This window comes from Ochrobactrum sp. RH2CCR150 (assembly GCA_014138095.1).
Lineage (GTDB): Bacteria > Pseudomonadota > Alphaproteobacteria > Rhizobiales > Rhizobiaceae > Brucella > Brucella gambitense.
This window is the reverse complement of record JACGXE010000003.1, coordinates 24,136-37,807: the sequence shown is the minus strand read 5'-3', so window position 1 is coordinate 37,807 and position 13,672 is coordinate 24,136. Positions and strand designations below refer to the sequence as shown.

The following is a 13,672-nucleotide window of genomic DNA, read 5'->3' as shown; positions in this document are numbered from 1 at the left end:
GTTGCCCCTGCGCGATGATAGGCAAATGAAGACGGCAAAGCCAACAATCGCAAACGCCATATAACAATCCCGGCATTTCCATTGGCCTATAGCCAGCCAACAAACTGCCGCACATCCGTTCGGCGCTTTCCTCACCATTCTGGTGGCACCAGCGGGCACGACTTGCTATGCCTTTCAATCGGGAGGACGAACGGTCATGCGGCAGCAACTGCGGACCATCTCGCCTGACCAAGCCGCCTTCATTGCCTGACTGAAAGCCGACAGGATATCGCCATGGGATCACCCCGCCTCACCCCGCTTGTGGAAAAGCTGCCTTCAACCGTGCCATTTATCGGCCCGGAAACGCTGGAATTGCAGCGCGGCAAGCCTTTTAAAGCCCGTATCGGTGCGAATGAAAGCAGCTTCGGGCCCGCCCCATCGGTGATTGAAGCGATGCAACGCGAGGCTGCGGAAGTCTGGAAATATGGTGATCCGGAAAATTACGAGCTGCGCCAAGCCATTGCAGCGCATCACGGCGTAAAAGCAGAGAATATTATGCCCGGCGCGGGCGTCGATGCCCTGCTTGGACTGGTCGTTCGGCAATATGTCCGCGAAGGCGACAAGGTCATAAACTCGCTTGGCGGTTATCCGACCTTCAATTACCACGTCGCTGGTTACGGCGGCGCATTGGTCACGGTCCCTTATCGCAATGATAAATCGGACTTGGATGGGCTGCTCGCCGCTGCAAAGCGCGAAAACGCCGCGATTGTCTATGTCGCCAACCCCGACAACCCGATGGGAACCTGGCACGAAGGGGCTGATATTCAGTCCTTCATCGAGGGCATTCCTGAAACGACGATGCTCATTCTGGACGAAGCCTATTGTGAGACCGGACCTGATTCGGCTTTCCCGCCATTTGAAACAGACCGCCCGAACATTCTCCGCATGCGCACTTTCTCCAAAGCCTATGGGCTGGCTGGCATTCGCTGCGGTTATGTTGTCGGCTGCGCTGAGGCGATCCGCTCCTTCGACAAGATTCGCGACCATTTCGCCGTGAACCGCGTTGCGCAGGCAGCAGCTATCGCCGCACTTACAGATCAAGCCTATCTCAAGGAGGTCGTCGGAAAGATCCATGCCGGTCGCGACCGTATCGCGGCGATTGCGGCAGCCAACGGTTTGAGCGCCATTCCGTCGGCAACCAATTTCGTGACTATTGATTGCGGCCGCGATGCAGCCTTCGCCACCGCCATAATGAATGGGCTGATCGCGCGCGATGTTTTCGTGCGCAAGCCGGGCGCACCGGTTCTCGACCGCTGCATCCGTGTGAGTGTGGGAATCGAAGAACAGCTGGACGTTTTTGAAGCCGCCCTGCCCGGCGCATTGGAAGACGCCCGCCAGTCCGTCAAAAGCACCGAAACTGTTTGAATAGCGAGCCATCATGCCCAGTTTATCGAATGGCAGACCCCATAACGTTCTTTTCAGCACAGTTGGCGGATTATGCGGTGCGCTGGCAATCGCAGCCTATGCTGGCGCTGCGCACGGCGGCGAAAACCACCTCGGCAGCATAGCGCCTTTGCTGCTCGGTCACGCACCAGCCCTGCTCGTGCTGGCCCTGTTTGCACCCGCAAGCCGTGCTGCCACACTCGGCGGCGCGCTTCTGGTCGTCGGCCTCGCGCTCTTCTGCGGCGATCTTTTCATGCGCGACATCACTGGCAACCGATTGTTCCCGCTTGCTGCACCAACCGGTGGAAGCCTGATGATCCTCGGTTGGCTGAGTGTCGCGTTGACCGGATGGTTCTCGAAGCAAAAATAAAGGGGCCTCACGGCCCCTCTTTTTCTTAGCGATATCGAATCAATATCGATCAGGAATTGCCCTTGAGGCGTGCATTGCAGAGGCTGTAATAGCCGCCGCCCTTCTGCACCCACTTCAGGCCGCCAAGTGCATTGGCATCCTTCAATGCATGATACTGCTCGAGGCAGGTGTGCATGCGTGCTTTGCCAGCCGATTCGCTCGAATATTTTGCGGAAACGGCAGTTGGGAACTTCATGCCTTTCGGAGCAGCGGCCGTCGGCGCTGTTGGTTCCGAATTGCCATCCGTGCTCAGCGCAACAGGATCTGCACCCGCACCGCACTCAGCCTTGCGGAAATCGTTCCATTTCACGCCATTATCCGTGCCTGCATCCTTTGCAGCCTGATATTTGGTGCTGCACTGCTTCATCGTCAGGCCCTTGGCGCTGTCATCAGCCGCAGGAGCTGCCGTCTTTGCAGTCTTGGCGGCTGGCGCTGCCGCGGCAGGCGCAGCTGAAGCAGCGTCACCGCACTGGGCTTTGCGGAAGTCGTTCCACTTCAGATTGCCGAGCGTTCCGGCGTCTTTGGCGGCCTGATACTTGGTGCTACATTCCTTCATCGTCAACGCGCTTGCGGGCGATGAAAAAGTGAAAGCCGCTGCACCCATAATAATGGCGGTGCCTGCCAAAGCTGTGATGGTTCGAATGGACATTGCGTCACTCCCTATCGAATACGGCCCTTGGATCGCAAGGCACCGGATTGATGCTTCACGACCAATCTCATTTGCATATGTCGGAAATTTCATCTTTCTCCACATATGCTGGAATTAAGAAGAAATCAGGCTCAACCTATTGCTCCCGTTCATTCCTTTTCCGCGCCAACATTGCTCCTGGCGAAATTGACTGTCAATCGTTTGCTTAATATTACAGGTCCGGGCAATACAAATTTTCTAACGGTCATTTTCGGCCCGTTATGGCTACCCCCTTCATAGTAACGACATAGTAACGTCATCAAATTGACCGTTTTCTATTTAAGCGGAAACTGCATTAAGGACGGTGTGGGATGATACAGCGGATCATGATTTTCGGCGGGGCCGGTTCTGGAAAATCGACGCTGGCGCGGGAGCTGGGCCAGTTGCTGGACCTGCCCGTCATTCACATCGACACCATCTACTGGCAGCCCGGATGGGTCATGCGCCCGCTTGATGAAATCGCTCGCCTGACCAACGATGCGGCGGACGGTGCTCACTGGGTTTTCGAAGGCAATCACAGCCATACCATGCCCCATCGCGCTTTACGCGCCGACATGCTCATTTTCCTCGATATCTCGACCGGACGACGCCTTGTGAGGGTTGTTCGTCGGATCCTGAAATATCATGGTCGCACGCGACCGGATATGGGCGATGGCTGCCCGGAACGTTTCGACTGGGATTTCATCAAATGGGTGGTCAATTACCGTAAAAACGGGCGGATTCGAGCGCTCAAATTCATGAAACAGGCTCCAAATCACCTGATAAAGCGCCATTTGCGCAGCCCACGTGACGTGGACGCATTTCTCGACGGCATTCGTCGCGAAACAAAACAAAAGCAAACCGCCCCTAAAGTTTAGGGAGCCGATCAAGGCTGGCTTAAAATAGCAATATTGCAAATGATGCCAAGCCGCTCTCACACTGCTATATTTCGCATGTCTCCCAAGACTTGACGCTCGTGTGCGATCATCGAAGCAACGACACCGCGGCACAGCGCAAAGATCAGTTAAAATGAGCGTCGGACCCCGATCCGACTTTTGACTTTTTTCGAGCCGACTTCCCGGCTCTCGCTGTTGGAGTCCGAACGTGGCCGATATCGCAGATAGCGCCGCTCCGCTTGCTGGCGCGCCCAGTGTCATGAACCTCGACCGTCATCGCCTTTACGAAGATGCCATGGCCATGCTCATCGGCACGTCTTTCATCGCACTCGGCATCAATCTTTACAGCCATGCAACCTTGATGACCGGCAGCACGGCTGGCATCGCCCTTCTCATTCAATATGCCACGGGGACGAATTTCGGGTTGCTTTATTTCCTGATCAACCTGCCCTTCTATTATTTTGCCGTCCGGCGCATGGGACGGCCATTCACGATCCGCACCTTCGTGGCGGTTGGCATGCTGTCAGGCTTCGCCTGGCTGATACCGCAGAGCGTCGACTTCAGCGCCGTTAATCCGCTATTTGCCGCGCTGATGGGCGGAACCTTGATGGGAATGGGTGTGCTTTCGCTTTTCCGGCACCGCTCCGGCGTCGGCGGCGTTAACATTCTGGCGCTTTATCTTCAGGATGCATACGGAATTCGGGCGGGCTGGTTTCAGCTCGGCCTAGATCTGGTGATTATGCTGGCGTCGCTGTTTTTCATACCGTGGCAGAATATGGCGCTTTCACTCATCGGCGCCGTGGCGATGAACCTGATCGTAGCGATCAATCACAAGCCGGGCCGCTATCTCGGCATGAGCTGATGCACAAAAGCCGCCTTCGAAGGCGGCTTTTTGTTTCCGATAATGACTTTCGCAGTCTCAGTGCGCGGTCATCCATTCGCGCGCATCGCGAAGGGCAGCAGCCAGTTCAGTCTTGCTCATGGTGGCAGCAACCTGATTGCGCATCCGGGCGGCCTTTTCATTGCCCCGAATGGCGGCGATGTTGAGCCACTTATGGGCTGCGATCACATCAATCTCGCAATCACGACCGATGGCATATTTCATGCCCATTTCCAGAAGAATGCGGTCCTGCGATGCGATCTTTTGCTGCTGCGTAAAGCTCTGAAACTGTGCCATTTTTCTTTGTCCCTGTTAAATCCCGAGAACCGTCCGGTCTTTCTTTCGTGGCGGTTGTGACCGCTTTGAAACTGCCGTCTCTGTCGTTCCGTTCATGATGTAGAGAATAGAGCTCAGGGCTGAAATGCGCGTTAAACCAGATGCTTAACGTCTGACCAACAAAATCCCAACAAGGTGTAAACTTGGGATTTTGTTAAACATCCAAGCCTCGCGGATTGCTGGATTTTTTCGAAAAATCGATTCAAATCCGTACAGCGCGTGGAAACCGGATGATAACCATAGGACAATCTCAGGTCACGGGAATGGTGCATTCCGGTGTTTAAACATAACATCCAATCCCCTCGTCTGACGCCCTCACCAGCGCGAAAATTCCGCTTCCGATCTCGCGAAATCTCGTTTACGTTTACGTTTGCGTAAATCATGACGACATGGGGAGAACACTGTCGTCATGGTGAGTGGCACGAGCTGAGGCCCGGTGATCACATGGAGACCCCGGTTACGGCGACCACGACAAATGAATGAAGCGGCTTGCGCCACCGCCCGATGGAGGGGACTGGCGCACATTGGGAGGAATGAATGATCCGCACTCTTATTCTTGGAATGACACTTGCAGCCAGTTTCGCCGCGCCCGCTCTCGCTGACGAAGCTATCGTCGGCAGCTGGAAGCGCCCGAACGGCACGATCATCAGCTACGCGTCCTGTGGCGGCAACAAGTTCTGCGGCACGGTCATGACCGGCGAATACAAAGGCAAGTCCATCGGCACCATGTCCGGCACAGATGGCAGCTACAAGGGCGAAGTGAACAAGCTTGACGAAGGCAAGACCTATACGGGCAAAGCTTCCGTCAAGGGCAACACACTCTCCTTATCGGGCTGTGTGCTCGGCGGTCTGATCTGCAAGAGCGAAAGCCTGACGCGCCAGTAACCGTCGGCAACTGTTTCCAAACGAAAAGGGCGGCCTGAACAGCCGCCCTTTCCTTTTATTATTTGCCTAGCGTGCTTTCTGTCCGAAGAGAATCTTCTGCGCTTCCTTGTCGTTGGCCAGATTGGACTTTTCCCGCTCTTCCTTCCCGACCGCCAGACCGCGCGCGACAGCCGGACGCGCATTCATGGTTTCATACCAGCGCTTCACGTTCGGGAAATCGTCGAGGTTCTGCTCGTAGTTTTTGAAAGCATTCACCCAGCCGATGCTGGCCATGTCGGCGATGGAATATTCGCCTGCAATATAATCCTTGCCTTCGAGCTGGCGATCGAGCACGCCATAAAGACGGTTGACCTCGTTAGTATAACGGTCGATGCCATACTGTACCTTTTCCGGCGCATAGAGACGGAAATGCCCCGCCTGGCCCGACATCGGGCCCAGTCCGCCCATCTGCCACATCAGCCATTCTTCAACGGCCACGCGCTTGCGCTCGTCCGTCGGGTAGAACTTGCCGAATTTGCGCCCAAGATATTGAAGAATGGCGCCGGATTCGAAAACGGAGATCGGCTCGCCGCCCGGACCTTCGGGATCGATGATCGCCGGCATGCGATTGTTCGGGGCAATCTTCAGGAAGTCCGGTTTGAACTGATCGCCCTTGCCGATATTGACGTATTTGACCTCGTAGGGAACGCCAAGTTCCTCCAGCATGATGCTGATTTTGACGCCATTCGGCGTTGGCCAATAGTACAGCTCGATGGGCTTTGTCTGTTCAACCATGGGCTTTCTCCAACTCGTTCGAGAGTGTGCGGCGGATTTGGGCGGGTTCCTTCCCGCATTCCAATGATGGGAAACATAAGACCCATTTCGACAGGCACAAGGCCAATGCGGCGCATTTAACGGAACATCAATATTTTTGAACCGCGCATGAACGTCCGCCTCAGATGTGGTTCAGGCGCGCTCGCTAAACTGGGCAACAACAAGGACGGATTTCAACCTTTTGGGGGCTTTCATGTTGCTGAGACGCTTGACGATTGTATGGCTACTGATCGCCGGACTGGCGATTGTCGCTGGTGTATTCGCCGACAGGAAACACGACACCTATCGTGACCAGACGGTGTTTGGTCCGCTGGCTTCCGCCCAGGTCAAGCCGGAGCCACGGCCATGATCGCCAACATCCGCTCCACTGCGGGCATAGCCCTGCGGGTGTTCCTCTTCACAGCGATTTTTACCGGTCCGGCCGCCACCTTCGCCTATACGCAAATCGGCCAGCACAGCAAGATGAGCGGCATTGGCCTTGTGCTTTATGTCAGCCTGCAACGAACCGCATAACTGCGTCATTCCATCGTCGTGAACTCTGCTATACTGAGCCATGACACAGCGAATCGAACAGCCATTTCTCAACGAAATCAAAACACCAGCGCCGATCGAGCCAGAGGTGTTTACAGATGCGAGCGCGGCGGTTGCCGCCCTGCAAAAGCTTTATGATCGCAACACAGCCTTCCTGCGCGATGCTTTCGAGAAAGTGGCGCGCGGCGAAATACAGGCTCAGCGATATCGCGCTTTCTACCCCGAGATTTGCCTTTCCACGTCGAGCTTCGCGCATGTGGATTCGCGGCTGGCCTATGGCCATGTTTCAACGCCAGGCGACTATTCCGCCACCATTACCCGTCCCGATCTGTTCGATCATTATCTGAATGAACAGATCCGCCTGCTGATGCGCAATCACGGCGTGACGGTGACGGTGCGTGAGTCTTCCACACCGATCCCAATCCATTTCGCCTTCATGGAAGGCACCTATGTGGAGGCCTCCGTCGCCAGCGCCTTTCAGCATCCGCTGCGTGATCTTTTCGATGTGCCGGATCTGGCTGCCACCGACGACAAGATCGTCAATGCCGATTTTGAACCAGCCCCCGGCGAACCCATGCCGCTTGCCCCCTTCACGGCGCAGCGCATCGACTATTCGCTGCACCGTCTGGCGCATTATACGGCGACGAGCCCGGCGCATTTTCAGAACTTCGTGCTCTTCACCAACTATCAGTTCTACATGGACGAGTTCTGCGCCTATGCCCGCGATCTGATGGCGCAAGGCGGCGGCGGTTACGAACAATTCGTGGAACCGGGCAATCTGATTACCCGTGCAGGCGAAACCGCGCCCAGCGAAAGCACCCCTTTGGCGCGCCTGCCGCAGATGCCTGCCTATCATTTGCAGCGCTCCGACCATTCTGGCATCACCATGGTCAATATCGGCGTCGGGCCTTCCAACGCCAAGACGATCACCGACCATATTGCCGTGCTGCGTCCGCATGCATGGCTGATGCTCGGCCATTGTGCAGGTCTGCGCAACAGCCAGCAGCTCGGCGACTATGTGCTGGCCCATGCCTATATGCGCGAGGACCACGTGCTGGACGACGACCTGCCGGTCTGGGTTCCCCTGCCCGCGCTGGCGGAAATTCAGGTCGCGCTGGAAGAAGCGGTCGAAGAAATCACCGGCCTCGAAGGTTACGACCTCAAGCGCATCATGCGCACGGGCACCGTTGCCACCATCGACAATCGCAACTGGGAACTGCGCGACCAGCGCGGCCCTGTGCAGCGTCTTTCGCAGGCACGCGCCGTTGCGCTCGACATGGAGTCAGCCACCATCGCCGCCAATGGCTTCCGTTTCCGCGTGCCCTACGGCACCTTGCTCTGCGTCTCGGACAAGCCGCTCCATGGCGAACTGAAGCTCCCGGGCATGGCCACCGAGTTCTACAAGCGGCAGGTGGCGCAGCATCTGCGCATTGGCATTCGTGCGGTCGAAAAGATCGCCGCCATGCCGGATGAACGGCTGCATTCGCGAAAGCTCAGAAGCTTCTACGAAACGGCGTTCCAGTAAGATTAAGGGAGTAGGGGAATATGTTGGAGCCTTGCTTCATGCAGGAGCGCCAAGAAGCTATTTGACAAAAAACATACTCCCCTATTCCCCTACTCCCTTCCCTCCGCCTTCCATCATCACGCCGTATTCGATCCCTAAAGGCATCTCATGTCGAAAAGCCGTGAGAATATCCCCTTCCTGTTGCTGCTTGCCGCCGTGGCGGTATCCGTCCCGCTCGTGCTGGGATTTCTCGGCGCGGTTCATCCCGCGCTTGATACATTTTCGCATTTTCGCGCGCATCTTGCCGTCCTGATGATCGTGCTCGCCCTGCCGCTGCTCTTCACGAAGATGCGGCGCGAGGGCGCGATGCTGCTGCTGTTCGCCATCATGGCGCTCAGCACCACGCTCGGCATGGCGCGCGATTTTCTCAGCGGTTCGGCGGGCGCGACCACTGCCGAGACAGCGGGGCCGCGCTACAGCCTTGTTCAGATCAATCTGCGCGAGGACAATCCGGAGCCAAAGCGCATCTTGCAGATGATCGCCCGCGAAAAGCCGGACATCATCGCCTATCAGGAAGCCAGCGAGCAGTGGACGAAATGGCTCGATATTCTTCAAGGCACTTATCCCTATCACCTCAGCTGCCGTGAAGATTCGCGAACCTGGGGTGTCGGCATTCTGTCCCGCCGCCCCTTCGTTGAAGGCGGTCAGCCGGTTTGCATCGGTGACGGATTGCTCGCCATCGCTCCTGTTGATCTCGGCGGCACGCATATCAATGTGGCCTCGCTGCATTTTTCATGGCCATGGCCGCGCTGGCAGCCCTATCAGCTTGGCTATATCGAGCCGGGCCTGAAGCAATTGGCAGGGCCAACGATCATTGCAGGCGACCTCAACGCCGTGCCGTGGAGCAATGCCGTTCGCCGGGTCGAGGTCGCATCGAAGACCACGCATATGACCGGCATTGGCGGAACATGGTTCCCATCCTTCCTGCCGGTGTCGCTGGCGCCCTATCTCGGCCTGCCTCTCGATCAGATTTTCACCAGTGCGGATATTGTTTCGCCCAAGGTTTCAGCCCGCGAAGATGCTGGGTCAGATCATCTGCCCGTAAGGCTGGAATTCTCCGTTCCAGCGCCGGTGCGCCCGGATGAAGACGAGCCGGAAACCCAGTCCGTTATGCTCCAATAGAACGCCTCAGCGTTCGGACCTTGACTAAGATGCGGAATCCCAGTGGATGCTGCTGCTGAATTTCACGAGCGACGGCAGCATCATCCACAGCAAGGAGCTTTCCGCATGCAAATGTATCAGGTCGATGCATTCACCGATCGAGTCTTCGCTGGAAACCCGGCTGCTGTCCTCGTCCTTGAAGACTGGCTGCCGGATGCGCAAATGCTGGCGATTGCGCAGGAGAATAATCTCGCTGAGACCGCCTTTGTCAAAGCCCGCCCCGATGGCGCATGGGATTTGCGCTGGTTCGCCCCGGCGCTTGAGGTTGATTTCTGTGGCCACGCCACCCTCGCAACAGCGCATGTCCTCTTCACCACAGGAAAGGCGGACACATTGCTCGTCTTCCACACGCGGGTTGGTGAACTGAGCGTATCGCGAGAGACGAACGGATACAGTCTCGATATTCCCCGTCTGTCGCCAGAACCTATCGATGCGCTGCCACACGAAATTGCGGATATTTTCGTTGAACCGCCGGTTCGCATCTTTCGCAACTTCGAAAATTTCTTTGCCGATCTTGGCAGCGCCGAGGCCGTGCGCAAATTCGTTCCAGACCTGGCGGCAATCGCCCTTCTCGGCTCCGTCGGTCTTGTCGTGACAGGCCAGGAAGTGGGCGGCGCAAAGGCGCATGTCGTGTCGCGCTATTTTGTTCCGGGGGCGGGAATTCCGGAAGATCCAGTGACAGGTTCCATCCATGCCACGCTTGTGCCCTACTGGGCTTCGCGATTGCAGCGCGACAAGCTGACCGCCTATCAGGCGTCGGCGCGCGGAGGATGGCTCGACTGCGAATTGGTCGGGGACCGCGTTATTCTGCGCGGCAACGCCGTGACATTCATGGAAGCCACGATTTTCCTGCCGGATGCTACCTAGCAGTTGCTCGACTGCAAGACATTCTGTCGCAAAACGCACCCACAAGAGTTAGCGTTTTGCGACAGAAACAGATGCTTACATGTTCACGTAGACTGGTCCTTCACCGCCTTGTGGCGGCACCCAGTTAATGTTCTGGTTCGGGTCCTTGATGTCGCACGTCTTGCAATGCACGCAGTTCTGCGCGTTGATGACGAAACGGACATCCTTGGCGCTTGGATCAGCAGCCGAATTTCCGTCCTTGTCCACCCACTCATAAACGCCTGCCGGGCAATAGCGCGTCGACGGGCCAGCAAAAACATCGTGTTCCGACGATGTCTGCAACTGCATGTCGCGGACTTGCAGATGGATCGGTTCGTTCTCGTCATGGTTGGTGTTCGACAGAAACACCGACGACAGACGGTCGAAGGTCAGAACGCCATCGGGCTTCGGATAATCGATCTTCTTGTGCTTTGCTGCCGGTTCGAGCGACTGCGCGTCGTTCTTGCCGTGCTTGAGCGTACCGAAGAACGAGAAACCAAACAGCTGGTTGGTCCACATATCGAGACCGCCCAGAGCGACGCCTGCCACCGTACCAAGCTTCGACCACAGCGGCTTGACGTTGCGAACCTTCTTCAGGTCTTTGCCGATCAGGCTCGAACGCCAGCTGTTTTCGATCTCGACCGGCTCGTCATTAGCGCGGCCGGCAGCAATGGCTTCCGCCAGCTTGTCGGCGGCGAGAATGCCCGACAGAACCGCATTGTGGCTGCCCTTGATGCGCGGCACGTTTACGAAACCTGCCGAGCAACCGATCAGCGCGCCGCCCGGGAAGGACAGTTTCGGCACCGACTGGAAGCCGCCTTCGGTGATAGCGCGCGCGCCATAGGACAGACGCTTGCCGCCTTCGAAGACATCCTTGATGGCCGGATGTGTCTTGAAACGCTGGAATTCTTCAAACGGCGACAGATACGGGTTTTTGTAGTTGAGGTGCAGCACGAAGCCGACCGCAACCATATTGTCTTCAAGATGATAGAGGAACGAGCCGCCGCCGGTCTTCATATCGAGCGGCCAGCCAAACGAGTGCTGCACCAGACCCGGCTTGTGCTTGGACGGATCGACCTGCCACAATTCCTTGAGGCCGATGCCGAACTTGCCCGGCTCGCGGCCTTCATCCAGCTTGAACTTCGAGATCAATTGCTTGGCCAGCGAACCGCGCGCGCCTTCGCCGATCAGCGTGTACTTGCCGAGCAGCGCCATGCCGCGCGTATAGTTCGGCCCATGCGTGCCGTCGCGCTCGACGCCCATATCGCCGGTGGCCACACCGATGACCGCGCCTTCGTCATTGTAGAGAACTTCGGTTGCGGCAAAGCCCGGATAGATTTCGACGCCCAGCTCTTCAGCCTTCGTGCCGAGCCAGCGGCAGACATTGCCAAGCGACACGATGTAATTGCCGTGATTGTTCATCAAAGGCGGCATGGCAAAGTTTGGCAAACGCACCGAACCCGCAGGCCCGAGCAGCAGGAAATGATCGTCCGTCACCGGCGTCTTGAAAGGATGCCCCTCATCGTCGCGCCAGTCTGGCAAAAGCTGGTCGATACCCACTGGATCGACAACGGCGCCAGACAGGATATGCGCACCGACTTCCCCGCCCTTTTCAAGGACCACGACCGAAAGCTCTGGATTGACCTGCTTCAAGCGGATCGCCGCGGCAAGACCCGCAGGGCCTGCGCCGACGATCACAACGTCAAATTCCATGCTTTCGCGTTCGGGAAGCTCCTGGTTCGCATGCTCTGGGGCTTCGGACATTCATCCCTCCGTTCGGTATGACATCAACGTTTCACTACGATAGTGCGGATGATGCATCCAATTGTTTTTACGCATAATCCTATAGCGAATACCCATCAACCGGCCGTTTGGCCAGCGCTGGGCAGCATGCAATAGGATTTGCCTGTTCCCGTCATTCGCCTTTATCCTCTTACAGAGTTAGCAACTGTCGCAAATGCGTCGAATTGTCCAAAATCGGCGTCTGAGTGCGTTTAATGATATTTACTTTGACGTAAACGTCAATTTCAATTGTTTGAAAATGACGCATCTGGATTTTTTGTCGCGATCTGTTGAGATCGGCATGATTTCTCGCGTCTTGCGTAAGCTTCCGGTGGTTAGTCCGTGGTTTGATCGCGAAAAGCGCGACGCGCTCTTGCATTCACCGCCAAAATTCGCCACCTCATCTGTTGAGGTACAAAGATGACTGATGGCCGCGAGACACTGGATATGGAAGGCTTGCTTCGCTTCTATGCGGAAGCGGGCGTTGACATGCCGCTCTCGGACACGCCCATCGACCGCTTTGCCGAACCACAGCGCGCACCTGCCGCACCGCGACAGGAGATGCAGGCAGCCGAGCGCCCTCGCCCACAGCAGCAGCCCAATCAGCCAAGCCGTGCGCAAAACTGGCAACAACCTTCGCCAGCCGCGACACCTTCACCCGAAAGCAGACCTGTTCAGGCCGCAGCCGACGTACCCGATACGGCTCAGATCGCTCTGGCCCGTGAGGCCGCAGCACAAGCTGCGACACTGGATGAACTGCGCGAGAAGCTTGCGGCCTTTGATGGCTGCAATCTCAAATTCACCGCGAAGAACCTGTGCTTTGCCGATGGCGATCCGTCATCCGATATCATGTTCATCGGCGAAGCGCCGGGACGGGACGAGGATATGGAAGGGCTGCCCTTTGTGGGCAAGTCAGGCCAGCTTCTGAACCGGATGATCGAATCCATCGCTCTCAAGCGCGAAAACGTTTATATTGCCAATACGATCCCCTGGCGTCCGCCGGGCAATCGTACGCCCACGCCATTGGAAACCGAGCTTTGCCGCCCGTTCATTGAACGGCAGATCGAGCTTGTCGCGCCAAAAATACTGGTTGCGCTCGGCGGTCCCGCAGGCAAGGCGCTGACCGGCGCAACCGAAGGCATACTGCGTCTTCGCGGCAATTGGAAAATCCATCGCACGCCATCCGGAATGGAAATTCCGGTTCTGCCGACATTGCATCCGGCCTATCTTCTGCGCACACCGGCACAGAAGCGTTTTGCCTGGCGTGACTTTCTGTCCGTAAAGTTGAAATTAGACGAAATACGCAATTGATATTTCGGCCTTTCGGTGGCATCGGCTCGTTCATCAGAGCAATGCTTGTCACCAACATGCCGCAAACTTGTTCTATTCCGCCGCTTGCCAAAGCGCCAGACGGCGACAAGTAGTTTTAGATTCCGAATTC

Annotated in this window: 15 protein-coding genes; 11 read left to right on the top strand and 4 right to left on the bottom strand. The window is 56.8% G+C overall.

Annotated elements, in window-relative coordinates; genetic code table 11:
- Nucleotides 1-273: 273 nt before the first annotated feature.
- Both FHW03_RS07600 and FHW03_RS07595 read left to right on the top strand, forming a co-directional pair.
- The gene (locus FHW03_RS07600; RefSeq protein WP_182520106.1) at nucleotides 274-1,404 is read left to right on the top strand and encodes a pyridoxal phosphate-dependent aminotransferase; all 1,131 of its coding nucleotides are present in this window, start codon (nucleotides 274-276) and stop codon (nucleotides 1,402-1,404) included.
- A 13-nt stretch (nucleotides 1,405-1,417) separates the two neighbouring features.
- Nucleotides 1,418-1,792 carry a DUF423 domain-containing protein gene (locus tag FHW03_RS07595; RefSeq protein WP_182520105.1) on the top strand — a complete coding sequence of 125 codons (375 nt, stop codon included), beginning with the start codon at nucleotides 1,418-1,420 and terminating at the stop codon, nucleotides 1,790-1,792.
- Between the two features lie 49 nt (nucleotides 1,793-1,841).
- Here the strand turns inward: FHW03_RS07595 and FHW03_RS07590 are convergent, their stop codons facing one another.
- On the bottom strand, nucleotides 1,842-2,480 hold the full coding sequence (locus tag FHW03_RS07590) for an antifreeze protein (protein ID WP_182520104.1): 639 nt from the start codon (nucleotides 2,478-2,480) through the stop codon (nucleotides 1,842-1,844).
- 350 nt (nucleotides 2,481-2,830) lie between these two features.
- On the opposite strand from FHW03_RS07590, the gene FHW03_RS07585 reads away from it, so the two are divergent.
- Nucleotides 2,831-3,376 carry a DNA topology modulation protein FlaR gene (locus tag FHW03_RS07585; RefSeq protein ID WP_182520103.1) on the top strand — a complete coding sequence of 182 codons (546 nt, stop codon included), beginning with the start codon at nucleotides 2,831-2,833 and terminating at the stop codon, nucleotides 3,374-3,376.
- A 226-nt stretch (nucleotides 3,377-3,602) separates the two neighbouring features.
- A complete protein-coding gene (locus FHW03_RS07580) occupies nucleotides 3,603-4,256 on the top strand; it encodes a YitT family protein (protein ID WP_182520102.1) in 654 nt (217 codons plus the stop codon).
- A gap of 57 nt (nucleotides 4,257-4,313) precedes the next feature.
- On the opposite strand, the gene FHW03_RS07575 is transcribed toward FHW03_RS07580, so the two are convergent.
- Nucleotides 4,314-4,571: a sel1 repeat family protein gene (locus FHW03_RS07575; protein WP_182520101.1), complete on the bottom strand. Its 258-nt coding sequence runs from the start codon at nucleotides 4,569-4,571 to the stop codon at nucleotides 4,314-4,316.
- Nucleotides 4,572-5,147: 576 nt separating this feature from the next.
- Here FHW03_RS07575 and FHW03_RS07570 point away from each other — a divergent pair.
- A complete protein-coding gene (locus FHW03_RS07570) occupies nucleotides 5,148-5,495 on the top strand; it encodes a DUF2147 domain-containing protein (protein ID WP_182520100.1) in 348 nt (115 codons plus the stop codon).
- Between the two features lie 66 nt (nucleotides 5,496-5,561).
- Here the strand turns inward: FHW03_RS07570 and FHW03_RS07565 are convergent, their stop codons facing one another.
- Nucleotides 5,562-6,269: a glutathione binding-like protein gene (locus FHW03_RS07565; RefSeq protein WP_182520099.1), complete on the bottom strand. Its 708-nt coding sequence runs from the start codon at nucleotides 6,267-6,269 to the stop codon at nucleotides 5,562-5,564.
- Nucleotides 6,270-6,501: 232 nt separating this feature from the next.
- Between FHW03_RS07565 and FHW03_RS07560 the strand changes: the two genes are divergently transcribed.
- The 5 genes from FHW03_RS07560 (at nucleotide 6,502) to FHW03_RS07540 (ending at nucleotide 10,431) form a co-directional block, all read left to right on the top strand.
- Nucleotides 6,502-6,657 (top strand): hypothetical protein, encoded by a 156-nt coding sequence (locus FHW03_RS07560; RefSeq protein WP_182520098.1) that lies wholly within the window; start codon nucleotides 6,502-6,504, stop codon nucleotides 6,655-6,657.
- Nucleotides 6,654-6,821, top strand: coding sequence for a hypothetical protein (locus FHW03_RS07555; RefSeq protein WP_171058772.1), 168 nt, complete (start codon nucleotides 6,654-6,656; stop codon nucleotides 6,819-6,821). Before FHW03_RS07560 ends, FHW03_RS07555 begins: the two co-directional genes overlap by 4 nt.
- A 40-nt stretch (nucleotides 6,822-6,861) precedes the next feature.
- On the top strand, nucleotides 6,862-8,364 hold the full coding sequence (locus FHW03_RS07550) for an AMP nucleosidase (RefSeq protein ID WP_182520097.1): 1,503 nt from the start codon (nucleotides 6,862-6,864) through the stop codon (nucleotides 8,362-8,364).
- Between the two features lie 147 nt (nucleotides 8,365-8,511).
- Nucleotides 8,512-9,525 (top strand): endonuclease/exonuclease/phosphatase family protein, encoded by a 1,014-nt coding sequence (locus FHW03_RS07545; RefSeq protein WP_182520096.1) that lies wholly within the window; start codon nucleotides 8,512-8,514, stop codon nucleotides 9,523-9,525.
- 105 nt (nucleotides 9,526-9,630) lie between these two features.
- Entirely contained in the window at nucleotides 9,631-10,431 is an 801-nt protein-coding gene (locus FHW03_RS07540; protein WP_182520095.1) for a PhzF family phenazine biosynthesis protein, read from the top strand.
- A gap of 75 nt (nucleotides 10,432-10,506) precedes the next feature.
- Here the strand turns inward: FHW03_RS07540 and FHW03_RS07535 are convergent, their stop codons facing one another.
- Complete coding sequence (locus FHW03_RS07535; RefSeq protein ID WP_182520094.1) at nucleotides 10,507-12,213, bottom strand: electron transfer flavoprotein-ubiquinone oxidoreductase; 1,707 nt, start codon at nucleotides 12,211-12,213, stop codon at nucleotides 10,507-10,509.
- 438 nt (nucleotides 12,214-12,651) lie between these two features.
- On the opposite strand from FHW03_RS07535, the gene FHW03_RS07530 reads away from it, so the two are divergent.
- The gene (locus FHW03_RS07530; protein WP_182520093.1) at nucleotides 12,652-13,542 is read left to right on the top strand and encodes a uracil-DNA glycosylase; all 891 of its coding nucleotides are present in this window, start codon (nucleotides 12,652-12,654) and stop codon (nucleotides 13,540-13,542) included.
- Nucleotides 13,543-13,672: the final 130 nt, after the last annotated feature.